Origin of the sequence: Bacillus sp. AR2-1 (assembly GCF_008368755.1) — a bacterium.
Lineage (GTDB): Bacteria > Bacillota > Bacilli > Bacillales > Bacillaceae_G > Bacillus_A > Bacillus_A wiedmannii.
On sequence record NZ_QORY01000001.1, the window covers coordinates 205,268 to 231,828 of the forward strand.

30 protein-coding genes and 1 other annotated feature (1 of these 31 cut by a window edge) are annotated in these 26,561 nt (G+C 34.0%); of the genes, 11 read left to right on the forward strand and 19 right to left on the reverse strand.

All coding sequences use genetic code 11. The features are described 5' to 3' along the window. Window positions 1-65: 65 nt before the first annotated feature. Together DT250_RS01085 and DT250_RS01090 are read left to right on the forward strand one after the other, a co-directional pair. Window positions 66-824 carry a MerR family transcriptional regulator gene (locus DT250_RS01085; RefSeq protein ID WP_088609515.1) on the forward strand — a complete coding sequence of 253 codons (759 nt, stop codon included), beginning with the start codon at window positions 66-68 and terminating at the stop codon, window positions 822-824. Window positions 825-837: 13 nt separating this feature from the next. Then, window positions 838-1,494 carry a GAP family protein gene (locus DT250_RS01090; protein WP_088064035.1) on the forward strand — a complete coding sequence of 219 codons (657 nt, stop codon included), beginning with the start codon at window positions 838-840 and terminating at the stop codon, window positions 1,492-1,494. Window positions 1,495-1,763: 269 nt separating this feature from the next. Here DT250_RS01090 and DT250_RS01095 read toward each other — a convergent pair whose 3' ends face one another. The 4 genes from DT250_RS01095 to ybaK all read right to left on the reverse strand — a co-directional run bounded on the left by DT250_RS01095 (window position 1,764) and on the right by ybaK (window position 5,653). Beyond that, window positions 1,764-2,780 carry an alpha/beta hydrolase family protein gene (locus DT250_RS01095; RefSeq protein ID WP_149212345.1) on the reverse strand — a complete coding sequence of 339 codons (1,017 nt, stop codon included), beginning with the start codon at window positions 2,778-2,780 and terminating at the stop codon, window positions 1,764-1,766. A 13-nt stretch (window positions 2,781-2,793) separates the two neighbouring features. Next, window positions 2,794-3,918 (reverse strand): helix-turn-helix domain-containing protein, encoded by a 1,125-nt coding sequence (locus DT250_RS01100; protein ID WP_088064036.1) that lies wholly within the window; start codon window positions 3,916-3,918, stop codon window positions 2,794-2,796. Between the two features lie 313 nt (window positions 3,919-4,231). Further along, the gene (locus tag DT250_RS01105; protein ID WP_088064037.1) at window positions 4,232-5,083 is read right to left on the reverse strand and encodes a P-loop NTPase family protein; all 852 of its coding nucleotides are present in this window, start codon (window positions 5,081-5,083) and stop codon (window positions 4,232-4,234) included. A 93-nt stretch (window positions 5,084-5,176) separates the two neighbouring features. Beyond that, on the reverse strand, window positions 5,177-5,653 hold the full coding sequence (gene ybaK, locus DT250_RS01110) for a Cys-tRNA(Pro) deacylase (protein WP_088064038.1): 477 nt from the start codon (window positions 5,651-5,653) through the stop codon (window positions 5,177-5,179). A gap of 339 nt (window positions 5,654-5,992) precedes the next feature. Here ybaK and DT250_RS01115 point away from each other — a divergent pair, with 339 nt between their 5' ends. Both DT250_RS01115 and DT250_RS01120 read left to right on the forward strand, forming a co-directional pair. After that, window positions 5,993-7,270, forward strand: coding sequence for a histidine--tRNA ligase (locus DT250_RS01115; RefSeq protein ID WP_088064039.1), 1,278 nt, complete (start codon window positions 5,993-5,995; stop codon window positions 7,268-7,270). Window positions 7,271-7,432: 162 nt separating this feature from the next. Next, window positions 7,433-7,744 (forward strand): hypothetical protein, encoded by a 312-nt coding sequence (locus tag DT250_RS01120; RefSeq protein WP_088064040.1) that lies wholly within the window; start codon window positions 7,433-7,435, stop codon window positions 7,742-7,744. A 121-nt stretch (window positions 7,745-7,865) separates the two neighbouring features. On the opposite strand, the gene DT250_RS01125 is transcribed toward DT250_RS01120, so the two are convergent. After that, window positions 7,866-8,246 carry a winged helix-turn-helix transcriptional regulator gene (locus tag DT250_RS01125; protein WP_000340656.1) on the reverse strand — a complete coding sequence of 127 codons (381 nt, stop codon included), beginning with the start codon at window positions 8,244-8,246 and terminating at the stop codon, window positions 7,866-7,868. Between the two features lie 129 nt (window positions 8,247-8,375). Here DT250_RS01125 and DT250_RS01130 point away from each other — a divergent pair, with 129 nt between their 5' ends. Both DT250_RS01130 and DT250_RS01135 read left to right on the forward strand, forming a co-directional pair. Continuing rightward, window positions 8,376-9,059 (forward strand): NAD(P)H-dependent oxidoreductase, encoded by a 684-nt coding sequence (locus DT250_RS01130; RefSeq protein WP_088064041.1) that lies wholly within the window; start codon window positions 8,376-8,378, stop codon window positions 9,057-9,059. Between the two features lie 155 nt (window positions 9,060-9,214). Then, window positions 9,215-9,496 carry a DUF1292 domain-containing protein gene (locus DT250_RS01135; protein ID WP_002008111.1) on the forward strand — a complete coding sequence of 94 codons (282 nt, stop codon included), beginning with the start codon at window positions 9,215-9,217 and terminating at the stop codon, window positions 9,494-9,496. A gap of 50 nt (window positions 9,497-9,546) precedes the next feature. Here DT250_RS01135 and DT250_RS01140 read toward each other — a convergent pair whose 3' ends face one another. From DT250_RS01140 to DT250_RS01165, 6 genes are all read right to left on the reverse strand, one after another. After that, window positions 9,547-10,617, reverse strand: a complete 1,071-nt coding sequence (locus tag DT250_RS01140; protein ID WP_087984156.1) for a pyruvate kinase — start codon at window positions 10,615-10,617, stop codon at window positions 9,547-9,549. 79 nt (window positions 10,618-10,696) lie between these two features. Continuing rightward, window positions 10,697-11,407 carry a hypothetical protein gene (locus tag DT250_RS01145; protein WP_149212346.1) on the reverse strand — a complete coding sequence of 237 codons (711 nt, stop codon included), beginning with the start codon at window positions 11,405-11,407 and terminating at the stop codon, window positions 10,697-10,699. Window positions 11,408-11,745: 338 nt separating this feature from the next. Next, a complete protein-coding gene (locus DT250_RS01150; protein WP_048544550.1) occupies window positions 11,746-12,504 on the reverse strand; it encodes an SDR family oxidoreductase in 759 nt (252 codons plus the stop codon). 56 nt (window positions 12,505-12,560) lie between these two features. Continuing rightward, window positions 12,561-14,219: a putative ABC transporter permease subunit gene (locus tag DT250_RS01155; RefSeq protein WP_149212347.1), complete on the reverse strand. Its 1,659-nt coding sequence runs from the start codon at window positions 14,217-14,219 to the stop codon at window positions 12,561-12,563. Then, the gene (locus DT250_RS01160; protein ID WP_088122691.1) at window positions 14,212-14,937 is read right to left on the reverse strand and encodes an ABC transporter ATP-binding protein; all 726 of its coding nucleotides are present in this window, start codon (window positions 14,935-14,937) and stop codon (window positions 14,212-14,214) included. The genes DT250_RS01155 and DT250_RS01160 overlap by 8 nt, the downstream gene beginning before the upstream one ends. A gap of 79 nt (window positions 14,938-15,016) precedes the next feature. Next, window positions 15,017-15,211, reverse strand: coding sequence for a hypothetical protein (locus tag DT250_RS01165; protein ID WP_088064046.1), 195 nt, complete (start codon window positions 15,209-15,211; stop codon window positions 15,017-15,019). A gap of 179 nt (window positions 15,212-15,390) precedes the next feature. Here DT250_RS01165 and DT250_RS01170 point away from each other — a divergent pair, with 179 nt between their 5' ends. Together DT250_RS01170 and DT250_RS01175 are read left to right on the forward strand one after the other, a co-directional pair. Continuing rightward, window positions 15,391-15,750, forward strand: a complete 360-nt coding sequence (locus tag DT250_RS01170; RefSeq protein WP_033656368.1) for a DUF3796 domain-containing protein — start codon at window positions 15,391-15,393, stop codon at window positions 15,748-15,750. Further along, the gene (locus tag DT250_RS01175; protein WP_087984149.1) at window positions 15,738-15,938 is read left to right on the forward strand and encodes a helix-turn-helix transcriptional regulator; all 201 of its coding nucleotides are present in this window, start codon (window positions 15,738-15,740) and stop codon (window positions 15,936-15,938) included. Before DT250_RS01170 ends, DT250_RS01175 begins: the two co-directional genes overlap by 13 nt. 68 nt (window positions 15,939-16,006) lie before the next feature. Here the strand turns inward: DT250_RS01175 and DT250_RS01180 are convergent, their stop codons facing one another. Beyond that, window positions 16,007-16,969: a tubby C-terminal domain-like protein gene (locus tag DT250_RS01180; RefSeq protein ID WP_149212348.1), complete on the reverse strand. Its 963-nt coding sequence runs from the start codon at window positions 16,967-16,969 to the stop codon at window positions 16,007-16,009. A gap of 72 nt (window positions 16,970-17,041) precedes the next feature. Continuing rightward, window positions 17,042-17,752, reverse strand: coding sequence for a YjjG family noncanonical pyrimidine nucleotidase (locus DT250_RS01185; protein WP_149212349.1), 711 nt, complete (start codon window positions 17,750-17,752; stop codon window positions 17,042-17,044). A gap of 271 nt (window positions 17,753-18,023) precedes the next feature. On the opposite strand from DT250_RS01185, the gene DT250_RS01190 reads away from it, so the two are divergent. After that, window positions 18,024-18,497, forward strand: a complete 474-nt coding sequence (locus tag DT250_RS01190; RefSeq protein ID WP_306298741.1) for a DUF1648 domain-containing protein — start codon at window positions 18,024-18,026, stop codon at window positions 18,495-18,497. A 38-nt stretch (window positions 18,498-18,535) separates the two neighbouring features. Here the strand turns inward: DT250_RS01190 and DT250_RS01195 are convergent, their stop codons facing one another. Both DT250_RS01195 and DT250_RS01200 read right to left on the reverse strand, forming a co-directional pair. After that, window positions 18,536-19,558 carry a tyrosine-protein phosphatase gene (locus DT250_RS01195; RefSeq protein WP_149212350.1) on the reverse strand — a complete coding sequence of 341 codons (1,023 nt, stop codon included), beginning with the start codon at window positions 19,556-19,558 and terminating at the stop codon, window positions 18,536-18,538. Between the two features lie 174 nt (window positions 19,559-19,732). Beyond that, entirely contained in the window at window positions 19,733-20,455 is a 723-nt protein-coding gene (locus DT250_RS01200; RefSeq protein ID WP_149212351.1) for a GNAT family N-acetyltransferase, read from the reverse strand. A 123-nt stretch (window positions 20,456-20,578) separates the two neighbouring features. On the opposite strand from DT250_RS01200, the gene DT250_RS01205 reads away from it, so the two are divergent. Beyond that, a complete protein-coding gene (locus DT250_RS01205) occupies window positions 20,579-21,418 on the forward strand; it encodes a DUF2785 domain-containing protein (RefSeq protein ID WP_149212352.1) in 840 nt (279 codons plus the stop codon). A gap of 17 nt (window positions 21,419-21,435) precedes the next feature. Further along, window positions 21,436-21,885: an NUDIX hydrolase gene (locus DT250_RS01210; protein WP_149212353.1), complete on the forward strand. Its 450-nt coding sequence runs from the start codon at window positions 21,436-21,438 to the stop codon at window positions 21,883-21,885. 42 nt (window positions 21,886-21,927) lie between these two features. Here DT250_RS01210 and DT250_RS01215 read toward each other — a convergent pair whose 3' ends face one another. The 4 genes from DT250_RS01215 to DT250_RS01225 form a co-directional block, all read right to left on the reverse strand. Continuing rightward, window positions 21,928-24,417 carry an FtsX-like permease family protein gene (locus DT250_RS01215; protein ID WP_149212354.1) on the reverse strand — a complete coding sequence of 830 codons (2,490 nt, stop codon included), beginning with the start codon at window positions 24,415-24,417 and terminating at the stop codon, window positions 21,928-21,930. Beyond that, window positions 24,414-25,172, reverse strand: coding sequence for an ABC transporter ATP-binding protein (locus DT250_RS01220; RefSeq protein WP_088064055.1), 759 nt, complete (start codon window positions 25,170-25,172; stop codon window positions 24,414-24,416). The genes DT250_RS01215 and DT250_RS01220 overlap by 4 nt, the downstream gene beginning before the upstream one ends. Then, the gene (locus DT250_RS31535) at window positions 25,165-25,314 is read right to left on the reverse strand and encodes a hypothetical protein (protein WP_179952821.1); all 150 of its coding nucleotides are present in this window, start codon (window positions 25,312-25,314) and stop codon (window positions 25,165-25,167) included. Before DT250_RS31535 ends, DT250_RS01220 begins: the two co-directional genes overlap by 8 nt. Window positions 25,315-25,391: 77 nt before the next feature. Next, window positions 25,392-26,429, reverse strand: a complete 1,038-nt coding sequence (locus tag DT250_RS01225; RefSeq protein WP_097907286.1) for a tryptophan--tRNA ligase — start codon at window positions 26,427-26,429, stop codon at window positions 25,392-25,394. A gap of 5 nt (window positions 26,430-26,434) precedes the next feature. Further along, window positions 26,435-26,561, reverse strand: a binding site (T-box leader) (it continues 82 nt past the right edge of the window).

The following is a 26,561-nucleotide window of genomic DNA, read 5'->3' on the forward strand; positions in this document are numbered from 1 at the left end:
ATGTGGTTTGAAGAAAATAATCGTTAACGATAAAATCTTAACGTACAGAAAGGTAGGTTTATCCGTTGATACACATTAATAAAGTTGGAGAACTGACAGGCGTTACAGTAAGGACACTGCGTTATTACGATAAAATCGGATTATTAAAACCAGCATCCAAAACAGAGGGTGGCCATCGTTTATATACAAATGAAGAAATAAAAAAATTACAGCAAGTTCAATTTTTAAAAAAGGTTGGATTTCCGTTACAAGAGATTAAAAATATGCTCGACTTCAATGAGTGGAATTGGTCGGATAGTTTACAGAGTCAATTATCTTATGTCATAAAAGAGCAGGAACATTTAAAGAAAATAGAATTATCCTTACGGGAATTGATAAATGGAATTGCGATAGAAGGAGAAGAAAGCTGGATTGCGATTCAGAAGATTATGCAATTATCCAGCAAAGATAAAGATATACAACAGTATTATCGCGAATCTGTATTTAAAGAAAAAGAAATAAAACTATTGGAAAAGGTTCCCAAAATGGCAAGTGACTGTTCTGATTCACTTGAATGGATTGCTCTCATCGGCCAGTTAAAGCGTTATATGAAGGACGGTCCAAAAGCAACAAAAGTTCAAAATATCATAAGAAGAATGGAGGAAAAACGCTTAGAAGAATTTGAAGGTGAGGATGAATTTCTAAATAAGCTTTGGGAGATAAGGATGTCTCCCAAACAATCAGAGAAACTTAGTTTATATCCAATTGATCAAGATGTGCTTCAGTTTATGAACGAGGCATATGCCATTTTTATGACTGAAAAAAATAATCCTGAGCCGAAATAAGGGGGAAAGCACGATGGGTACAGAACACCTTCTCCTAATAGGCGGATTAGCTATATTGGACACGCTAAGCCCTACTACAATAGGAGTAACAATATATCTACTTTTAACAGATAAAGAGCGTCTCACGAAACGTTTATTCGTTTATTTATTGACGGTAGCTGGATGTTATTTTGTTGTTGGAGTTTCACTCATGCTAGGATTAGATTTTTTGTTTGAGATTATTTCTGGCGTATTTCAAAACCAAATCGTAAGCTGGACGTTCTTTATTATTGGAGCCCTATTATTCATCGCAAGCTTTTATATTCCACCAAAGAAAAGTTCAAAGCTCCCTTCACCAAAATCAAATAGCATTCTTTCAATAATTGCGCTCGGATTCACTACTACATTAATTGAAGTGGGAACTGCATTCCCTTATTTTGCAGCAATCGGCATATTAACTACTTCTAATCTATCATGGATAGAATGGTCTTCTATTTTAGCTGGATACAACTTTATCATGGTATTGCCCTCTCTCTTGCTGTTTCTCCTCTATCTCCTATTTGGTCGATGGATGCAAAAATCTCTCGAGAGGCTTCGAATGAAAATCGCTAATCATTCAGGATCAGCTCTGTCATGGATTATGTGTATAGTTGGCTTCCTCCTAATATTAAATAGCCTGGATTATTTATAGGGGGTTATATAATTGTTCTAACTTTACTTTGAGCCTACACCTATATTGATTTAGATAAAAGTTTTGAAGCGGAATATGAATTTATACTTCGAACCTTATATAAACACCCCTATACAGAATTTAGTAGTATATTGAATTGATTAAGAGGATTTACTATAGCAATCTAATAACAAAAGCTTATTATCTTACTATAGAATGTACGGTCAGGGAGATATGCTTGAAACTACTAAAGAACTTATACCTATTATTAATCTAAACCAATCCGTCTTTTACAGACAGTTACTCTCCTTTCCATCTCCCTCATATTCACTTAATGTTGATGCAGGGATCTTATGCGAGATAAAACGCGCATCCATCCAATTTACAATTATTCCTTCCAACTCTGGATGAAGCGGCTTATCTGCACTTTCCGTATAAATCTTTTTAAATTGTAACGCTTTAAAATCTCCTTCAAAATACTTTAAGGTATGATCCATATTTTTTATTACGTATACTTCAGAATCACCTTGTACATAATCACCAATTCTCTTCGCTTTTTCAGGATTCGCCTGAAAATCTTTATCACCAGCAATTGCTAGTACTGGACATGTTACTTGTTGTAAATCTTTATAAATATCATGCTGAAAATGCTCTCTATACCATTTTGCGTTCATCGGTTTAAAACCAACTTTAATTGTATCTTTTTCTGTATTCATCATTTTCTCTTTTATTTTTCCCATCTGCTTCTCTCCACGTTTCTCCACATTGAGAAGGCGCATTAGTTTTCCCTTTATTCCCTTTTGTTCTTTTAATTCTTTATAAGCAATTTCTCTTTGTCTTTTCGTAGCTTCTTCTAATGATTCCGCAGCTCCTGTAAGAAGTATGAGTCCATTAACTGGTGTTCTTGCGTTTATTACACTTGCTAACATACACCCTTCACTATGACCAACTAAAATGATATTTTCCGAATCAACAAATGGCTGTTCTTTTACATACGTAATCATAGCCTCTATGTCATTAACTAAATCCCACATTCCAGTCTTCTGAAATTCCCCTTCACTCTTTCCTACCCCGCGCTTATCAAAGCAGAGCGTTACTACTCCAAGTCTCGCTATTACATGTGCTAAATCTTTGTAAATATTCGACGCAAGCTTTAACGGTACAATCATTCCATCACGATCAACTTCTCCAGAACCAGCGATAATGACAACAGCAGCATACTTCCCGTCAGCTTTCGGTTTAGTAATCGTACCTTGCAAAGTAAATTCACTATTTATCGCTACTTCATATTCGTCAAAGGTCATCATATTTGTCCTCCCTCTAATCTGTTATATCCAATTTAAATTTCAAACTCGCTATTATATTTTTGTACTCTTTTACATCTTTCATCGATGCGAAAATGGGGTTCTCTGCAATACCTTGTAGCATGCTTCGCTTTATAATATCCTCATTTCTAACCGTTTTAGCGCCAAGCGGAAATTCTGCAAACCATCCATCAATCGCATCAAAATATGAATCGCCGTGTAAATGCAGACTATTTATTGTAAAGCTAGACGCACAAACCGCTGCATATTTCCGTAACATTTCTAATGCTCTTTCAAAATTCCCTTGCATACAATATACTTGTGCAGCAGCATAGTATACTTTTAAAGTCATATTGGGATGTAATGTTTCTATTTCATATATATCTATTAACAGGAAAGCTCTATTTAAAATTACCTCTACCTTTTCAGTGTTTGAAGCATTTACTACTACATAATTCGGTATCGTCGCAACGAGGTGTATTAAATGTTGGTACATACTAATTTGCATCATTTCATTCGCCTTTTCAGCATTTCCAAGCATTTGATACGCTTGTGCAATTAAATCCTCTTCTGGAAAATTAGGACGTATCGTTTCACCAAGTAATTGAAGCACCTCATTTGGTCTATTGAATATAAGATAGCAAGTTGCTTGAAACGATACCGCCTCTTTCACAAGAGAAACATCATCACTCTCTTCCTGCACCCTGCTAAAAAGAGACATTGCCTCTTCTAAAATTCCAATTCTTTTATCCGTATCCTTTGTTAACATATGGTGGTTAATAAAAAGTAGTCCCATTTGAAGTAATAATGGAAAACAAGAATAATATTTTTTAATTATTCCCCTGCACTCCATCATTACTTCATCAAACGGTTCTTCACTAAAAGCTTCCGCTAGTCTATGATATAAATCCCTAATATCTCCCTGTTCCATTTGTGGTGTATAACAGATTAGTTCATCTATACTTATATTAAAGTACGATGCTAACAGTGGTAAAAATGTAATATCCGGATAACTCTGCCCTGTCTCCCATTTGGAAACAGACGCCTTCGTAATACCGATATACGCTGCTAACTCTTCCTGCGTAATTCCCGTTTCTTTTCTCTTATCCGCAATTATTTTATGAATATGAATCTCTCTCACTGTATCACCTCATACTTTTATTATATGTACTTTATTCTATACAAAATATGGATTTAAAGTCGACTTTCGTTAACAAAATCAACTGTTAGGAAACATCTCTCTAAAATGAAAGGCAGGAACATATTTGATATGTTCCTGCCTTTTTATTGTGGGTACCGATACTAACCATCTAGTTAAGATTTTGACATGCTTCAACATCAAATATTTCATCTCACTACAGTTTTCTATGAGAATCCAGTGAACAGATTATTTGTATAATTTTCGAAAGCTGAAGTTAAAAACCCTTAGTTTCTTGCTCACTTAAAGCACTACATTAATCTAGAAATTCAAGTGATTTCAATTTTCCAATTATCATTGACTTATATTTGATAGCTTCATACTGTGAATTATCAATTTTTGTCTTTTTTATATTTAACATATCAAATATTTCTCTTTCAATATCTCTTCTTGCTTCTAAAACTTTAATTGTTCCGTCTAAACCGTGATAGCCTTTCATTTTCCCATACCCTTGATTTGTATAATACTCAATAAATCCAGCAGACCATTCTTTTGCTCTTTCATTAAATACCTTTCTGAATGAGAATTCCAAATCATCTTGTTCTATATATAACAATACTGGATCTAATTTTTCTATGATTTTCGCTAATGCATTAATATAACTTATAACTTTCTCTTTTTTTTCACCATATTTAACCATCCCGATTGTTAATGGATTTTGTATGAAGCAACATTCAAAAATATAAATTTTATTTTCGTTGTTGGCTATTTCAACAAAATCCCTCCATTTTTCAGTTATTAATTCAATATTCCTCTCTAGCGGTAATTCATATATATCATTTTTGAAAATGGTATTTAATAAATTTTCAGGAAAATTAGAGCTGTATTCATTTTTAATTTTTTTATATGGCAATAAATAATTGTTTTCTCGCTCCGTGACTCTATCACTAATTACTTCCTTAAAATTACCACTATTCACTAACAAACTTTCGAATTCACTTTTATCAAAACAAGATACCCCATCATAATCAGCAGGGTGGTCCGGATTCCCTTCAAGAAATAACTCAGCGTCAATACTTTTTTCAATTAGAATATCGTAAAGCAAGCTTGCAGTGGTGGATTTCCCAAAGCCAGGAAGCCCTTCTACTATGATTAATTTCGTATTCAAAAAATCTACACCTTTCTAAGACAAAACGGACTAGCTACCCTATAAATTATTATCTAAACTCAATAAAACTAGAACTTCTTTTCCTATGTATCATTATTTCATTATTTCACCAAACTGCGCTCTCGTCACTTTCGCTAAGTCATCCACTTTCAGCTCAATTTGTATACCAATCTTCCCGCCGCTCACTATGATTGTTTCAAGCGATTGAGCACTCTCATCAATGCATGTAGAAAATAACTTTTTCATTCCTACTGGTGAACAACCACCGCGAATATATCCTGATACTTTCGTAATATCTTTTACGGGAATCATTTCAATCTTCTTTTCACCAACTGATTTTGCTGCTGCTTTCAAGTTCAGTTCTTCATCTACCGGAATGATAAACACATGATAATTTTTACTATTCCCTTGAGCAATTAACGTTTTATATACTTCTCTCACTTCTCGTCCAATTTTCTCAGCTACTGATACGCCATCAATTTTTCCATCGTCTGGATCATATGACATCATCGAATATTCGATTTTTTCTTTATCTAATATTCGCATCGCATTTGTTTTATCTTTTTTCATAGTGAGCTCCTTAAAAGGTTATTTCATATTATTAAGTTTTATTATACACTCTTTTCCATTTCTTCTACATAACTTCACGTATATTTCAAAACTAAAAATATTGATAATTCAAAAATCATCTGATATAATTTGGAAAAACTTATGTTAAGGAGAGATTTGTCATGCGAAATTTAAATACTTCTTTCCAACTTCATCATCATACGTAACGCCGTGTATCCGAAGAAAAATTTTTCTTCGTGGGTACAGGGCTTTTCCTGTTGACCCACGAAGCGTCCATAAAGCTATGTGGGTATTTTTATACCTGCATAGCTTTTTTTAATTTAAAAAGGAGTGATTATAATGGAAATGAAAAATGTAAAAGGAACGAAAGACTATTTACCAGAGGAACAAGTGTTGCGAAATAAAATTAAAAGAGCTTGTGAAGACACGTTCGAACGATACGGATGTAAACCGTTAGAAACACCAACGTTAAATATATATGAGCTTATGTCTTACAAGTACGGCGGTGGCGATGAAATTTTAAAAGAAATATATACGCTTAGGGATCAAGGAAAACGTGACCTTGCCTTACGCTACGATTTAACCATTCCATTCGCAAAATTCGTGGCAATGAATCCGAACATCCGCCTCCCTTTTAAGCGGTATGAAATTGGAAAAGTCTTTCGAGATGGGCCCATTAAACAAGGAAGATTTCGTGAGTTCATTCAATGTGACGTTGATATAGTCGGTGTAGAATCAGTCATGGCAGAGGCGGAACTTATGAGTATGGCGTTTGAACTGTTCCGAACGCTAAACTTAGAAGTAACGATCCAATATAATAACCGAAAATTGTTAAATGGTATTCTCGAGTCCATTAACATCCCTACTGAACGAACGAGTGACGTCATTTTATCATTAGACAAAATCGAAAAGATTGGGATTGATGGTGTACGAAAAGATGTATTAGAACGCGGAATTTCTGAAGAAATGGCTGATACGATATGTAATACCGTTTTATCTTGTCTAAAGCTTTCAATTGCTGACTTTAAAGACGCTTTCAATACTCCACTCGTTGCCGATGGAGTAAACAAACTACAACAATTACAGCAATACTTAATTGCCCTTGGAATAAATGAAAATGCTATATTCAATCCATTTTTAGCACGAGGACTTACAATGTATACAGGTACCGTGTATGAAATCTTTTTAAAAGATGGCTCGATTACATCCAGCATCGGTAGCGGTGGTCGATACGATAATATTATCGGAGCATTCCGTGGTGATAATATGAACTATCCAACAGTCGGTATTTCATTCGGTTTAGACGTTATTTACACAGCACTATCTCAGAAAGAAACAATATCATCTACAGCGGATGTATTTATCATCCCACTCGGGACAGAATTACAATGTTTACAAATTGCCCAGCAATTACGTTCTACAACTTCCTTAAAAGTCGAACTCGAACTAGCAGGACGCAAATTAAAACGGGCCCTTAATTATGCCAATAAGGAAAACATCCCTTATGTGCTTATTATTGGGGAAGAAGAACTTAGTACAGAAACCGTTATGCTGCGGAATATGAAGGAAGGTAGTGAGGTGAAGGTTCCCCTTTCTTCTTTAAATAGTTATTTATAATACGAACCACCCTCGTTTGGGTGGTTTTTCTATTTTATAGATAACGAAACCATTAGTTAACATAAAACAATTATATTCTACTAAAAATCACAAGTATTTAATATCCAATTACCTATTATTTTTGGTAATATATAGATATTAATTATTTTAGGAGGATTTACTTTGAAAACTTACATACAAGCACTAAAGTGGACTACAGGGATCTCTCACCTATTATTACTTCCTTGTTATTATTTATCTCCAAGTTTTATTAACCTAGACGGGATACCTTTACTACTATTGATTGCTTTACATATTACTACTATTTTATTAGCTAACAAAGCAGGCATGAATACGTACGCTCATTATATAGGTATTATCGTTACTCTAGTTGCCTTCTTTCCTTATATAGACGTCGTTCTACATATTATAGCAGCTGTTTTCCTTTTATTAGATGCAGCTTCTACTACTAAAAAGGAAGTTTTTAATTCATAGCAAAATCAACAGCACATCCCCAGAATAGATTCACATGCATTTTAATTACAACCAAAATTTAAGAAAGTAAAAAATAAAAGGTTTCTTCACATATGGAAAACACCTTTTATTTCTACAACTCTTAACTATTATTTTTCGTATTTCTACTCTCCAAAACTTTCTCCATATTATGAGTTGCCCATTCCATCATTAATAGAATCATTGGACGTAGTGATTCACCAAGCTCCGTTAACGAATATTCTACTTTTGGCGGCACTTCACGGTATACTTCACGATGTATAATGCCATCTGCTTCAAGTTCTCTCAGCTGCAGTGTTAACATTCTTTGTGTGATATTAGGTTTTAATCTTTTTAATTCATTAAATCTCTTTGTACCATCTAATAAATGATACAAAATAACCCCTTTCCATTTTCCGCCAATAACCTCAACCATAGCTTCCACTGGACAAGAATATTTATTTAAAAATGGGTAATTTATATTATTTTCGTTTGAACAATCCATCATAAGTCCCTTCCCTTACCAATAGTATCTTTTTTGATACTATAACACATTAATGTGCGTACTTGTATCTATGTTACTTTAAAAATATAATTTACTTACAAAAATAAATTAATGAAAAGAGGAACTTTTATGACAAATACAAAACAAATTACAAAAGAGAAAATTATGGAGGCTTTCCATTTCAGACATGCATGTAAAGAGTTCGATCCTATGCACAAAATTTCAGAAGAGGATTTTCATTTCATTTTAGAAACAGGCAGAATATCTCCTTCTTCTTTTGGTTATGAACCTTGGAAATTTATTGTCGTACAAAATAAAGAATTAAGAGAAAAACTACAACCTTATTCATGGGGCGCTGGTGGGCAACTTGCAACAGCTAGTCACTTTGTCATTGTTCTTTCAAGAAATATTAAAGATATGCATTATGATGCAGAGTATATTAAACATATGATGAACGATATTATTGGATTACCTGAAGACACTCAAAAAATTAGATATGAATTCTTCAAAAAGTTCCAGGAAACAGATTTTAACTTATTACAATCCGATCGTGCTGTATTTGATTGGGCATCTAAGCAAACTTATATTGCTTTAGGTAATATGATGACGAGTGCAGCTCAAATCGGCATTGATTCTTGTCCAATAGAAGGATTTGATAAAGAGAAAATAGATTCTTTACTTCGTCAAGAAGGCATTATAAAAGACGATAATCTTGAAGTATCTGTTATGGTTGCCTTTGGTTACCGTAAAGAAGAGCCAAAGCGTGATAAAACAAGACAAACTATGGATACAATTGTTGAATGGATTAAGTAATATAGCACTCACAAATAAAACTCCTTCTAGCTAAATACTTATTCTATTGAAGAATCAGTTGTTTTTCTAATGTATGAAATTGATTTTTCATGGAAAGATATGTTAGTATGTATACAGTTTGAGCGCTCTATTTTTTAGAGTCGAACAGGAGGAGAATGGATATGTCTGATATTGAAGTTGGCGAAGTGTTTACTCTCAGTGATGAGAATAATGAGGATCAGGAAGTAGAAGTACTCGGAGCGATGGATGTCGAAGGCGCAGAATATATTGCAGTTGCCTTCGTAGAAGACATTCAAACAGAATCTGAGGAAGACATTGATATTTTCTTTTTAAAAGTAGAAGAAGATAATGAGTTTTCATACATTGAAAATGATGAAGAGTTTGATAAAGTATCTGCTGCTTTTGATAAAATTTTGGACGAGCAAGAGCAAGAATAATAAGAATGAAAAACACGAGGGTGGATGCATATCCGCCCTCTTTTTATTTATCACTCACCCAAAGACTTATGCAACAATTCCAGTACATCTTTCATCACAAAAGGCCCGTCTTTTTTCACATGCTCAGCGAATTCAGAAACGAGACGTAATGTTCTTACACTTTCAATTGGATGCTCGCCTGATGCACTTTCAGCAGAAAGCATAACTGCATTCGTTCCGTCCAGTACAGCTTGAAACACATCAGTTACCTCAGCCCTTGTTGGAATAGAATGATCTACCATTGATTGAAGCATTTGTGTCGCTGTAATAACATATGTATTCGTTCGATTACATTCCTGAATCATCATTTTCTGCAAGAGCGGAATAAATTGATACGGCAACTCTACTCCTAAATCACCCCTTGCAATCATAATTCCGTCTGCTTCTTTACATATATCTTGAAAATTCTCGATCGCTTCCATCGTTTCTATTTTGGCAATTACATTAGGTGATGTTTCTTTATACTGTTGTATAAAATCTCGTATTTCTTTTATTTGACTAGGTTTCCGTACGAAAGAACATGCGATAAAATCAACATCCTCTTCTAAAAGAAACTGAATGTCTTTTTTATCTTTCTCTGTAATAGCTGGTAAACTAACGATTGCCCCTGGTAAATTCACCCCTTTATGAGATGAGATATTACCACCTGTTTTGACCTTTGTTTCTATTTTATCCGCGCTTACCGTTTCAACGATTAACTCAACTTCTCCATCATTAATTAAAATTCTACTTCCAACTTTCACATCATTCGTGATTCCTTCATAATCAACACTTGCTTCTCTATTGCTCCCTGTAACTGCTTGCGTATGTAAAATAAAAGAATCTCCCGCCTGAAGTGTAATTTGTTCTCCTTTTACTTCACCTAACCTTATTTTAGGACCTTGTACATCGCCTAAAATTTTAATAGAATCGTCTAACGATTTGACTAAACGAATGATGTCTTTATGACTTTCATGCGTGCCATGTGATAAATTCAAGCGCACTATTTTCATACCATTGTTTATTAACTGCGCTAACGTTTCTTTATTATTACTTGCTGGCCCAATTGTACAAACTCGATCGATTGTCATTTTTATCACCATCCTTTTTCCTTAGGTTTCCCATAAACTTTACTTACACTCTCAACACAAAAAAGCCTACTTCCACAGTAGGCTTTTCAAACTACGAAAGTTTCGTTAATAACTGAGTTAAATCTTTTTTCGTTTTCGTCGTTAATGATTTCATTTTATTAATATCTATCTTTTCTTTCTCCGCTCCTACAATTAACGGATACATACTTTGTCCGATTGTTTTATATTCAGCTGGATGTGATGCTTCTAACTCTTTCTCGATTACATCCCACTTTTCATTAATTTGTTTTCCAAGTTTATTTACTGTTTCTAATTTCGGATTTGCAGCTAATTGCTTGTCTAAACTATCAACTAATGCAGCAACTTCTTTTACATTTGTTTTCACAGCTACGCTTTTCTTCGGATCTTTCGTTGTTTTTCCGTTTGAGTTTGTACTTGTACTTTGATCTGTTGTTTTTCCGCTAGTCGTTTCGTCATTCGTTTTTCCTGTCGTCTCTTTTTCTTTTGTTTTCACATTCTCATTTTGAGATGACGTTTTACCATTACTCTCTGTTCCTGATGATTCTTTCGTATTTTTTGCATCCTTATCTGTTTTTTCATTTGAAGAAGTATTTGTATCTTTTTCAGTATCTTTCGTTGTTTTTGACGTCTCCTCTGCACTTGTCGTTTTTGATTCTCCTTCATTTTGCGCTGTTACTTGCTCTTTCTTTTCTGTCTCTTTATCTGCTGAAGGACTACAAGCTGCCATAGTAAGCATTGTACCAATTGTTATCGATGCGATAGCGACCTTTTTCATTTTCATATAAATCCCCCTATGTTTACTTTATTTATCCTCCCCTTTACGATTCGATTTCCCCTTAAAAAATCCCTTTTCACATGAATTACCATCTTTCCGACAGTAATCTTCATAATATTACGTACAAAAACTGATAAACCCATTTGAATATTCGAGTTTCTTCTACTTCATTTTTCTTCTCTGTAGTAAAAGAAAAAGAGTATATTGTCAAATGAAGAATTACTATCTTCATATGACGATATACTCTCCTATCAAATTTTTATCTTTCTTGACATTTTATTTAAACAAAAAAATAAAATTTTCTTTTATTTTTTTGTTTCTCAACAATTGTTAACATAATATATTTATGAGTAACCACCGTTCGAATGAATGACTTGCCCCGTAATCCATTTTGCTTCTTCACTTACTAAAAAAGAAATTAAGCGTGCTGCATCTGACGGTTCTCCTACTTTACCTTGTGGGAACTTCCATACTAAATGATGCTTCAGCTCCTCTGTAATCCATCCTGTATTCGTCGGTCCTGGATCAACAGCATTCACTGTAATCCCCTTCTCCATCGCAACTGGTGCTACTGATTTTGTAAATGCTTCAATTGCTCCTTTCGTTGCTGCGTATGCTAGTTCATCAGGCATTGGCCCTAGTGACTGTCCTGAAGTAAGGTTAATAATACTTCCATTCGTTTTCAGTGCATAATGTTTTATAAATAATGAACTTAATTGCATAGTAGCGCGGACATTTACTGTATAATGTTTATCTAGCTGTTCTACATTTAATTCTTCAATTCTCGTATGTGTAGAATACGCTGCATTATTAATTAAAATAGATGGATCACCTAAACGTTCTGAGACCATATAAAACAAACGATTTGGCGAATACGACTGCGATAAATTGATTTCTGCCATTTCACATCGAACACCTAAACTTTCAATCTCCTCTTTCAACAAAAAGGGCTCTTTGTCATGCATTCCCCACGGCATCGCTTTATCATACTGAGACCAGTACGTGAAAAAAATGTCTATCCCTTTTTGAGCAAGCACCTTGCATACAGCTGCACCAATTCCATTCAGACGAGTTGCCCCTGTTACAATTGCTATTTTCTTCACCTTTTCTCCTCCATCTATGGATAAATCCCCTGCACGAATACAGAGGATCTATCTTTTTATTCAATATTTGATAATATGCGTTCTGCACCTAATTTTAAAATTTTAATGAAGATATAATTTACAATCGTAAACATTACAAATAAAACGATAAACATAACCCACAGTCCTACTTGAAGGAAGAAGTATAATAGACTTACTCCCGCTACAATAACTAAAGCTATAAAAATATTAGCTAAAAAATTCCACAATGTTGTATAGCGGCTCTTAAATAATTTCTGCTCTGTATCCCAATGTATATCTGCTGTTTGTGCATCCCAGCGTGTACCAATTAAATTAATTAACAGTAAACCGTTCGCACTTAGTAAAAACCACAGTAACATGAATACAGGAGAAATCCCCGCTACAACTGCCATCGTAATACCGAATACTGCTAAAATAATTACATTAATTAACCAAGCAGTGATCGCTTTCGCAAAAAAGATATCCGAAGCTTTTACAGGTAAATAACGATTCACAAACCAAGAGCTTCCATCACGTGAAAATGATGTTGTTGCGATAACGTTACTTCCCATTAAAAATAACGATGCACAAAGTCCTACACCAATCGCCAATCCTGCTGATTTTGGGTTATCAATATACCCTGTAATCCATTTTAAATTCCCATCTTGCACGAATAAAACAAAGAATAACATAATCGGCATAACGAAAGTTTGTATGATACAATTTAAGAAAAATTGCGGTGTACGGAATAACGTTTTAAATTCTTTTTTCACATACGCTTTTAAATGTGAACTTTGTACCGTTGATTTTTGTAAACCTTCTGCTGAAATGACCTCTTTTTTTGCTGTACTAGTTGAAAGTCCAATAACCCCTTTTAAATATGTACGCTCTGCAATGTAATAAAACAACACAAAAAATACAAATGAAATAAGTGCAAAGATTATTACGTATAAAGGTCCCTTCCAATTTGCATTTTCTACTAACGCCACTGCTCCAAAATATGTAGTTGGAAAATAATTTGTCATTTGTACTAAAAGAGAAGATTGGTTGTTCGCAAGATAATTCGTAAGCGCATCTTCAGAAAACGAGCTTTTATTTTTCCACTGTAAAAATACATTAATTCCTACAATAAATAGTATACTTACGATTCCAATAAATATATTGCCTCGATCTTTGTTTTTCGCTATATTTGTATACCTCATAATAACTGTCATCAGTAATGAAGCTAATACTAACGGCACAATCGGGAAGAGTAAGTAAATAAAAATCATGTATATATAATATGTAATAAATGCGCTACTTTTTAACCCGTACGTAATAAAGATTGGTAATAAAATAAATGAACTCATTACGTATTGTGTAATTAATACCGTTAAAAATTTTGCCGAAATAATTTGTGCTGGTTTTAATGGTAATGGCAATAACATTTCAATGTCATTACTGTAGTAAAATACAGTTAAAATGTTCGTTATACTCATTAAAAATACCCATATGCTCGCAATCGCAAGTCCCATTGCGATAATCATTCCTGGGTCTTGCCCTAAATGTTTCATACCCTCATACATTCCGTGCGTCATCGAACCAAATATTAAAAAGCCAACAAATAAAATGGCTGCAAATGAAAATACATACGCCCATCGCTTCTTCTTATCTGTTATGAAATCTGCATAATTTAATTTCAATAATACTTTCGTTAACATCAAAATTTTACTCATTGCCCGTCATCTCCAAGAACATTTTTTCAAGTGATTCATTGGATTTAAAATGATCTCTCATTTCATCTAAATTCCCTTTGAACTGCAAATTCCCCTTATTAATAATCGCAACGCGGTCACATATTTTTTCCGCTACTTCTAATACGTGTGTAGAGAAAAATACAATCTTTCCTTTATCCGCATGTTCTCTCATCATTTCTTTTAAAATATATGCAGATTTCGGATCAAGCCCCGTTAACGGTTCATCTAAAATCCATACATCTGGCTCATGCACGAGCACACCAATAATAACGATTTTTTGTCTCATACCGTGCGAGTAACTTTGAATTTGATCCGATAACGCATTGTAAAGATCAAATTTCTTTGCTAAAGACTCGATTCGTTCTTGGCGTACTTCTTTCGGCACTTCATACATATCTGCCATAAAGTTTAAATATTCAATTCCCTTTAAACGTAAAAACATATCTGGACTATCTGGAACATAACCAAACGTCTTTTTCGCTTCCATCGGATTTTTCATAATATCTATACCGTTAATCGTAATCGTCCCTTTGTCCACCCCATGAATACCAGTAATCATCTTAATTGTCGTTGATTTACCCGCACCATTCGGCCCTAGAAATCCAAAAATTTCTCCGCTAGGCACAGATAAACTTAAATCTTTTACTGCATAGGTAGACCCATTATAACTTTTTGACACATTCGTAATTTCAATCATTCCATCCAATCCTTTCCTTAATTACCAAATAACTATATTAACATTATAGCATACTTCTATTTTTTTATTTTTCAGTTTTTTAACCTTTAAAATAAATATACAAACCTAATCCAACGATTAAAACGATAGCTAGTATAATATAAATCATCGTCAGCCGTTTAATATTCCCTTTTGTCGCTTTACTATAATTCGCATCACCATTTCGCCCAATTAACACCGTCGCCACTACAGTAATGACTACAAGTAATACAACGATCATGATCCAAGTTAACATGCCTTCCTCCCCCTCCTTACAACCATTTTACAATATTATCCTCTTTATTTCGCAGTATATTTCCTCTTTTTACTATTATTATGAAAAGAATTGGAAAACTATTATTACTATATATTTCTATATGTGATATATTTATAACATAACGTGATTTATTTCTAACACTGAAAGGAGAATCTATCGTGAAAACAACTTGGATAAAATATTTAGGATTTCTCGGTTTCTTCGGTTTCCTCGGCTTTTTTTATGAAAAAGGATTGTTTACTATGTTTTGTTTCTTCTCCTTTTTCACAACGTATAGAACGGTTCAACACGATGAACTATTTGAACAAATCGTCAATAAATCGTGCCGCAATGCCTTTATCGTTACATTACTAACGACCGCTATCATTATGTTTATTGAAATGTTATTTCCAAACCCGGCGCTACAAGAGATTGATATCGCTCTTATTTTCAGCACACTCATTCTTACGTTCGGCTTCTCTATGTTCTTTTATGATAAACCTGTTGATGAAATGGAAGATGCGCCATGGCGTTCGTAACGAGAATAAAAGAATACCGCGCCAAATCGAACATGACACAAGAAGATTTAGCGAAAACTGTTGGTGTACGTCGTGAAACGATAAGCCATCTCGAAAAAGGAAAATACAACCCTTCCTTACAACTCGCTCACGATATAGCGAAGGCACTTCATAGTACGATTGATGAGATTTTTATTTTTGAGGATTAATTAAGGACACAAAATCACATAAAAATACCGGCATCCTTCCCATGAAGAATGCCGGTACTTCTCATTTATCAACCATACAAAACAGCATGAAATACGCCTAACAGTAAGTATTGATCTTCTATATAATTTTCATCATATACATCCATCTCGATATAATACATATCTTCCTCAAGACGAATATTCCAATCTGCGATTACATAGCCGTTTCGTAATAACTTTCCAAGCCCAATTGAAGTTTTGTGAACAACATATTCTTCTCCCTTATATGTAAAAGTAAATAAGAAATTTGCATCTAATAACTTTCCGTCACATACAAGTATTTCATGCTCTGCATCATTATTATCGATGTACGTTACTAAAATCCTTCTTTGACGCTGCCTACTTACATCCTTTGCAATGACACGAATATTGTCTTTACTATCCTTTATTTCATAAATGATATTACTACCGACTTTCGGAATGAAGTCTAGCAATTTCATCAACGCATTTTTATAATAGCCCCGTACTACGCCTACTCCTTCGCTTCCATTGTAAACCTCTATTGAAGTCGTATCCGCTTTACTATCACACAGTCGTTTATAAGAAAGCTGCATCATTCGCTCTCCTCTTAAGTACTGATCAAACGTCACAGGATATTCTATCGCGCGCAGCTCCTTATTGAGCTCATTCAAATAACGCCCAACGCTTTCTACTAATACTGTAGTCGATATACGCTCTTGAAGTTCAATTTGCTGCCAACTGGAAGCAACTCTCCACTGATCTTCCTCTTCATATACGAATCCGAGAATTACTTCCTCACGGTCACTCGTTTCATAATTCAACTGTTCGTTCTTCCCATGTTGCACTTGTTCCATCCACTGTCCTAAATAAATGCCGAGCTCTGCGACCTTCATACATGACTTTTGAAAAAGTACTCTGTCACCCACATGAATCGTTAAATCCCCTTCAATAAAGCCATTTGCATAAGCAGCATACCGTGGCTCATCTTTCTGCGGAATACTCTTGTCTAACTCAAATAATAACGTTAACATCTTTCACTCACCTCTAGTTATTACACCGATCGTACCTATAAATTGAACGCAACTCAAATTATATCGACACGATTAAAATGAAACTACCTTTTCTTCCGCCACTTCCACAATTTCTAAAATTTGTAGCAGGCTCTCCACTTCATAAGTCGGCTTAACATCTGTCTTATTTTCTTTCAAACTTGGATTATACCAACACGTATCAATGCCGTAATCTTCTCCGCCTTTCATATCAGAAGTTAGCGAATCTCCGACCATTAGTACACTTGATTTATCAGTAATCCCAAACTTCTCAAATGCATAATCAAAAATCTCCCGCGCTGGTTTTTGATGACCAACCTCTTCTGAAATAATAATATGATCAAAGAAGTTACATAAAGGCGAATTTCCAATTCTCGATTGTTGCACCTTCGTATATCCATTCGTAATAATACCTAACTTGCAATCTTGTAGTTTCTCACATAATTGTACTGCACCTTCTATAAGATGTACTTCTTTCCCTAAGTTTTCAAGGTATACATCACTAAATTGCTGCGCATCTACTTCTATATTATGCAGTGCAAATAATTGTCTAAATCGATCTACCGCTAATTCACTTAGTGTAATCATTTTATTTTCTAAATCTCTCCATAATCCATTACTAATCTCTTTATAACTTGCAAGATAATCATCATACCCTATAGGCATGCCAAACTGTACAAACGCGTTATGTAATGCGTTTCTTTCCGTCTCAGGAAAATCTAATAATGTATCATCTACGTCGAATAATATAACTTTGTATTTCATTATGCTCTCCTCAACTAGTACGTTATTTACAACTTGTATTTTCTCATTAATCGTCTCTTAAGTCGAACTTTTTCCCTTTACGAATAATAGCTGTACAGCAATCTTAAAGTTGTTTCAGACACACGAATCATGTTATTCAAAAATAATTAATTGTGAAAATACTATAAATTTGAGATAATTTGGATAATGAATCCAATTTTAAAAAAGGGAATACAGGAATAGAAAGGGGCGGAAAAACATAGTAAATTCATGGGGAAGACCTAAAATACAAATCCCAAAAACAAAAAGTGAATGGGTTGGAGATATCATTGGATATTCATTATTCTTTGGATCAATCATTTTTTTGATTATCATTTGGGGAAGATTACCCGAGGAAGTACCCACACATTATAACGCATATGGGGCTGTAGATCGCTGGGGATCAAAGTGGCAACTTTTGCTTCTACCAGGAATTGGGGCATTCATACTCCTTTTAATGCAAACTTTAGAAAAGTTTCCAGAAGTTCATAACTACCCACAAAGACTTAATGAATCGAATGCTCCACTGTTTTATTTAAATAGCAGAAAAATGCTTAATCAATTAAAAAATGTCTGTTTACTTATTTTTGCTTTCATCCAATTTGAAACAATTTCAATAGCTTTAGATTGGAGCGGCGGTTTCGGAAAATTATTTTTACCGATATTGTTAATTGGGACAGTTATTCCAATTGTCATAGGAATAATAAGACAACGAAAAATTTCATAATAGAAACAGGAGGCTAATCCAATTAGCCTCCCTCCTCATTATTTATCCTCTAGCAATAACACTTTCATGTCTTCTAACGACTCTTTCGTAAAGCCAAGTGCTTTTTCAGCATACGCTTCAACTGAACCGTATTGCTTTTTCACTTCATCAATCGCAGCTTGTAAATATTCAGCGCGCGCTTCAAACATTGCACCTAATATCGCTCTACTTTCATCGTTTTGAAGTTTTGCACCTAAAAAAGCCATCATTTTTTCATTTAATTTTTCACGGAAGCCGTTACTTAGTAAATAGTCTTCCATTACTGTTTTTTCCGGTACACCTAGTAAAAGTAATAATAGTGCTGATCCGAATCCAGTACGGTCTTTTCCAGCTGTACAGTGGTTTACTAACGGTAAGTTTTCTGGGTTTTGTGCTAAGTTTAAGAAGCTCACGAATGCTTCATTACCACTTACGAAATCTTGATTCATTTTCACAAGATACTCGCCTGGTTTCCCTAACATAGAAAGGTCACCAACTTGGAAAAATTCATTTATGTTCAAGTCTTTTGCCAAGTCTTGCATAACTGGTAAGCACACTTGACGAGCACCCGTAATCTCTGGATTCGGCTTATGCTTCACTTCAAAATCTGTACGGTAGTCACAAATTAATTTTAAGCCAGACTTTTGTAAATAGTAGATATCCCACTCTGTTAGTCCTGCTAATTCTTCAGAACGGTACAACTTGCCCCATTTTACTTTACGGCCTTCAGTCGTTTCATATCCTCCCATATCTCGGAAGTTAAACGCGCCTTGTAATGGCAATCTACGCTCAGCTACTGTCACTGCTTGTCCATTACTTCCAATTAGTCTAAAATATGGACGCTCATTTTCACTCGGGTTTTGAACTGTACATGATGATTCTCCATTTACCGTTGCAAGTAATTCTCCCGTTTCTTCAATATACTCTGGTGAAGTACTCCAGTAAATGCGAACTTCTTCTATATTATTTTCCCACTTTATATATAACGTATTGTCTTCATTTCTTTCTACAGTTGCTTGTAACCAATTTCTTTGCTGCTCCATTCTTTCACCAACACTTTCTCGTATAATCGAATCTTTCTCTATTGTATTATAGGAATATCTATTTTGTCGTTCTCATTTTTCTTTTTATCTTACAAACAGGCTAGAAGTTCTTTTACTTGTTCAAAATTTGTACACGGATTCCCGTTAAACAAGTTCAAGAACCCTTTCCCCTTCCTAAAACCTTCTCACATATCGCTCAGTACAACTTAATAACTGACATCCATTCTTTTCAAAAACATCCTTCATCCACTCATTTTGTACATTTGTCTCGCCAATATAATAAGATGCGCCTATTTCTTTTAAGACAAACATTGCCCCTGTAAAGAACGCTGCTTCATACCCTTTATTTCGCATATTTGGAGCAACTGCGAAATACATTAGTTTTCCTTCTTCTAACGTACCACTCTCAATATGTGGGATTACAATTCCTACCGGCTCTTCATCGACACTCGCTGTTAAACAATGCTCTTTCCATTGCTCACCAATTTCTTGTAGCATCATATTTACAAAGTGATCATAATCGATTTGTTCTCCCGTCACTTCATTCCACAGTGAATAAAAAGCGTCTTCGCCTATCTCTTCAATAAGCTTAAAATCAATCTCACTTTCTACACCTTCTACTTCATATATATCCTTAAATACAATCATGTTTTCAGTAGTATATTCAAATGAATACGTTTCGAAAGATTTCTTATATACATCATAATTTGGGCTTTTTGAAGAAATTTCAAAATGTAAATTTTCTATTCCCTCTTTTTCAGCCTCAGCAACGCAATATTGCATTATTTCCTTTAATTTCTCTTCTGTAATAGGCTCTGCATTATTTTCTTTTATTATTATAGAAGAAGCATTTCTTCTTATTTTAAAATGTTTTTCTAACTGTTCTATAGTCATCATATACTTCCCTCATCTATGTCATACTCGAATTTCTACTTGTTCTCCTTGCATGAGCAGGATTGTCCTTGAATATATAGAATACTAGAAAACATCGCATCTTTAAAGTGCGGAGGAGGTTCTCCATTGGATATTACAGCATTGCAACAACAGTTAGAGCTTATACAACAAAATGATTATACGCAACTGCAACATATAGATATAAATGAGTTAACACTCAACATGCTTCAGTATATCGGAACGACTGATAGTTACGTTCGTTACCAACTTATATATAAATGTTTTGCACATTTCATTCATCATGAATTCCTTATGGACGATCAACTGAAATTACTTCTACAAACTTGTTTAAGTGATGAATATTTATATTGTGACATTTACTCCCCGCATACAGATGGGGTTTTCACACGTTCTTACACTGTTTCGTTACTTGCGTTAATACTCCAATTCGCTAACTCGCACTACTTTTTCACAGAGGAGGATATTGAAGAAATAAAAAATAAACTCATTACATATACAAACTTAGAAATGGATTTTCGAGGCTATATTGAAAATAAAGGATGGGCTCATTGTCTTGCCCACGTATCTGATGCTTTTACTGAAATTGTTCACAATTCCTATACGACCTTTGAATGGTATGAAGAATTAATTCATTGTTTATTAAATAAAATTTTTATCCCATCGGATCTATTTCATAATAATGAAGATGAACGAATTGTTACACCGTTACTATCGATGCTATATCATGATTTTCCGCAAGATGAGTTAATTTCAATTATCTATAAAAAAATAAAAAGGCTTCCTCAAATTAGAAAACGCCTTTCGCTTAATGAGTATTGTATATTATGTGCCAACATTAAAACCTTTTTACGCACATTATTTTTCAGAACGAAAGATGATCATAACTTAGCCTATACAGCACGTAAAACAGAAAGAATGTTAAAAGAACTTCCTAACTATTATTAAAAACAAGGAGAAATAACATGGGTTATATTGAAGACATGAGAAATTTAGTAGGAAACCATCCACTTATTTTAATAGGTTCACACGCCATTATATTAAATGAGAAAGATGAAATATTACTGCAGCTACGTACAGATTTTAACCGCTGGGGCATTATTGGCGGCGCCTTAGAATATAACGAAACGTTAGAAGACGCTTTAAAGCGAGAAGTATATGAGGAAACTGGACTTATTATTAAAAATCCAGAACTATTCCGTACATACTCAGGACCAGATTTCTTTCAAATCTATCCAAACGGCGATCAAGTACACGGTGTACTCGTTGTTTATATTTGCCGCGAATTCAATGGCGAACTTGTATGCGACCAAACGGAATCGAAAGAACTACGCTTCTTTTCACTTGATGAGTTACCTAGTAATCTTCCTTCTGTTATTGAGAGGATTGTTACTGACTTTCGGAATTCGAATTGAACTATTAATATAGTCAAGATGAGATTCACCTTGACTATATTTTTATTTATTATCCTTATTTAACTCTTGTACAATATCCCTTTTTCCTATTCTATTAGCAAAAGGTAGAAAAATAATAAGGACTATTCCAAACATCCCCGCTATTACCGTTACGATAAGTTTGAAATCAAAAAATAAAGGTGTACGATCTATTATACTTACCATATAGGTTAATAATGTTCCTATCACAACGCCTAGCACTATTCCAATAAGTACATATAATTTAACTTGCGTCAAAATAACTTGTACAATCCCCTTTTTCTTAACTATTATTGCTCGTAAAATGGCAAACTCTTTTCTTTTAGATTGAATATTATTTATAAGTGTATTACATACCCCTAATGTTACACTTAACAAAATTACTATAATAACAACAATGAAGATGGACCATCTTTGCTGAAACATTAAATTAGATTGTTTTAACGATTGGGTATAACTACTTATTTTTAATTGTGGATATTGACCTTTTAATTCCTTTAATTGCTCCAACGTCTCTCTCTCATTATTTGAACTAATAAATGCACGCTCAAAAACTGTATAATCTTGTTTATATGTTACATTACTCCAATCCATAAGTACCGCAGGAGAATTCGGTAGCTCATTAACAATTAACCCAATTTCCACCTTACTAGTCGGTCTAACTTTTTGTTCCTGTTCTGAAAATAGACCCAATTGAACGATATCACCTACATGAAGTTTATACCGCTCTGCTAACTCTTCTGTAATAATTATACTATTCTCCAAATTCGCAGGTACTTCTGGCAGTAATCCTTGCTTTTCCATTTCCTTCAAATCACCTAAATTATAGTCAAAAGTAATATATTTTTCACCTTGCTTTAATTCTGCAAGTGAGTTCGTACTAATTGTACTAGCTCCTTTTACACTACTTATTTCTTTAAATATATTTTGTATATGAGGTGAGGAAATTGTTGAATCATTATTCAAACGATTTTCTACAACAATATGTGTTGGAAATTCTCGTTTTAAATATCTTTCATTATTTTTTTGCATCGTTTTAAATATAGTGGATCCGAAGACAACTATCACCATCATTGTACTTATCATTAAAATAACAAATGTATTTTTCCTTACTTGCGGAATTACATTTTTAATAGCAACAAATGTATTCCTTCCAAATATTTTTTTCATTATAGGTAGACATGCTATTAATATCGAAGAAAGATAAATAGGAAATAATATATACACCCCTAAAACAAGAAATATAGACCCTATTAATATCACTATCGCCTGCGTATCTCCCGTATTTGCTACAAATCCACCTAAAACAGTTAAAAATATGCTACTAATTAAAAGGAATTTCCCCATCATACTGCGTGTTTTTTTATTAGAAAAGTCGGATTCCTCATTTTCGCGCATAAGCTTTACTGGCAATATTTTCGAACTTCTGTATGAAGGATATAACATAAACAATTCAATAAAAAAGATACTACAAATCATTGTTACAATTGCTATTTCATAGTCGAAACTCATTGTATTAATTTGAAAAGCAAATACATGCTCTAGCCAACTTTGTAAAAAACGGTTACTTATTACAGCTAGTAACAAACCAAATATTCCACCAAAGAAATTAATTACACTACATTGAATAAATATAACTTTAAACATTTGTTTCGTTGTTGCTCCCATTGATCGCATAATAGCAAATTGACTTTTATATTTATATAAAAACACTTCAAAATTAGACATTAATAATAACGATGTAATAATAAGTATTAATACAGATACAATAACTATAAAAATATGTAATGACACTAAGTTACTTTTTAAAAACTCGTCTTCCTCCGCAATATCGATTCTTAATTCTTTGTCTATTTTATGAATTTGACTAGACAATGCTAGTACATCTGCATTCTCTTTTGCTTTTATCAACACATAAGTAGCCTCATTGTGTTTACCCGTTTTTTCATATACGTGCTGTTTCACCGCACCTTCCGATAAAACGAGTATGTCTGGAGCTGAACCTCCAGCTTCTATATCAGGTAAAACTTCTTTTACTACATAGAATTTATTTTCTATTTCAACCTTTTCCCCAACTTTTACTTGTAAAGTTTCCGCTAATCCATCATTTAATGTTACTTCTTCATTTGATAGATTTTTAGAGAAGTGATATCGACTTTTAGATAACGAATCATTTTGAACACCTACTGTATAAATAGTTGTATTCAATTTATTCACTTGAAAATGATTTACCAATACTTTTGACATGTATTCAATATTTCCTTGTTCCTTAATATTTTGTAGTAAAGATTTATCCATCAATTTATTTTGATCAGGGTTATATCCAATAGATAAATCCATATCTCCATATAAATTTTTAACTTCATTTATAACAGACTGTTTCGCATGACTCGAAAATACAATCATCGTAACAATTAGAGAAACAGCCAACATAACGCTAACTATAGAGGAAATAGCAGTAAATTTATTCATCTTAAAAAAGCGTAAACCTAATCCTCGTACTGATTTTATCATTTTGATTTCTCCATTAATTTTTTAAATTTATCTAAAATAATATTCATATCATTTACTCCATGAGAACACGTATAATCATCAACAACTTCTCCATTATGAAAGAAGAGAACCCGATCTGCATACGTAGCAATGTGAGGATCATGAGTAACAAGAATCATACTTTGATTAAATTTTTGTTTCATATCGACTAGTACTCGTAAAATATCATTAGACGTATTGAAATCTAAATTTCCAGTAGGTTCATCTGCAAGAACAATTGGAGGAGATGTTATTAATGCCCTACCAATTGCAACACGCTGTTGTTGTCCCCCAGAAAGCTGAACTGGTCGATGATTTCTCCAATTTACTAAACCAAGAACATCTAATATTTTATTTGTTTTTTCTCGTATCTCCTCTTCTGAATCAGTTGATAATATGAGGGGTAACGCAATATTTTCTTCTACAGATAAATCCTTTAATAAATGAAATGACTGAAATATAAATCCTATGTTATCCCGCCTGTACTCCGTTGCATATGGTTCAACAAACATATTTTTAGGGACTTCACCATTTACATATACGACTCCCTCATCAGGTTTGTCTAAAGCACCAAGTATGTTAAGCAATGTACTCTTCCCAGACCCACTCGTTCCCATTACAGCAAGGAGTTCTCCTTTATTTAACTCCAAAGATACATTTTGTAAAGCTCTAACATTTGTATCTACACTCTCATAAGTCTTACTTAAACCTTGAACTGCTAACACAATTTCACTCATCTTTATTCACCTCAACATGATTAAATGTTACTTCCTCCATCAGATTAACTTGAATTAAAATTTTTTCTTTTAAATTACTAGGTGGTACAATTTCTGTTCCTATTTGAACTAGCAACATTTTTAATTGGAGAATTGTATCCATTTCTATCCCTCCCTCACTCTATATTGGTAACAAATTTAAATTTCGTTCGATTTTTTTATAAAAAAACAAGGGAACGCTCAGCGTTCCCTCTCAAACCCAATCCGTTTTTTAATTTCTGCTAAATTTACCTTCGCAATAGTACGCGCCCGCTCAGCACCTTTTTCTAACGCTTCATATAATAAACTTGGCTCATTCATATACAGAGCGTACTTTTCACGAGGTCCAGCTAATTCACGGTCTACAACGCGAAACAACTCTTTTTTCACATCGCCCCATCCGATTCCAGTTTCATACTTTTCGCGCATCGACTGTATTTCATCTTCTGTCGCAAATTCTTTATATATCATAAATAACGTTTCTAGTTCTTTCGGTTCATTCGGAAGTGAGGAGTCTGTTTTAATTTTAAATATTAATTTTCGTAGTTTTTCTTGCTCTGTAAATAATGGGATCACATTTCCATAACTTTTACTCATCTTCCTTCCATCAAGACCAGGTAAAATGGCACCTTCTTCTTGTATGACATACTCCGGAAGCGTAAATGTCATACCAAATGTATGATTAAAATACGTCGCAATATCACGCGCGATTTCAATATGCTGAATTTGGTCTTTCCCTACCGGCACATGAGTAGCTTGAAATAGTAAGATGTCAGCTGCCATTAAAATCGGATACGTATATAATCCCATATTCACGCCTGCATCTACCTCTAAACCCAATTCTTTATTTTGCTCCACCTTCGCTTTATACGCATGGGCACGGTTCATAATCCCTTTCGGAGTTAGGCAAGCTAATATCCAAGCTAATTCTAGAATCTCCGGCACTTCTGTTTGTCGGTAGAAAATAACATCTTCTCCAAGTCCAAGTGATAACCAAGTAGCTGCTACCTCTTTCGTATAACTACTAAACTGACTTGGATCATGAACAGCATTTAACGCATGATAATCCGCTATAAAATACAATGCTTTTCCTTCATTCTTCTTTGACATTTGTAATGCAGGTTTAATCGCACCAATATAATTTCCTAAATGAGGATAACCTGTCGGCTTAATTCCTGTTAACATTATTTTTTCGCTCACCCTAACTCCTCCTTCCTTAAAATAAAAAGAGCCCCTCATCCTATAAAAAGGACGAGAGACTCCCGCGGTACCACCTTCATTAGCTATCATTCATAGCTCACTTCAACTTCGTAACGTGAAGTAACCGTCTTTGCCTACTCATTTCAGCTAGAAGCTCCAGAGCCCATTCCA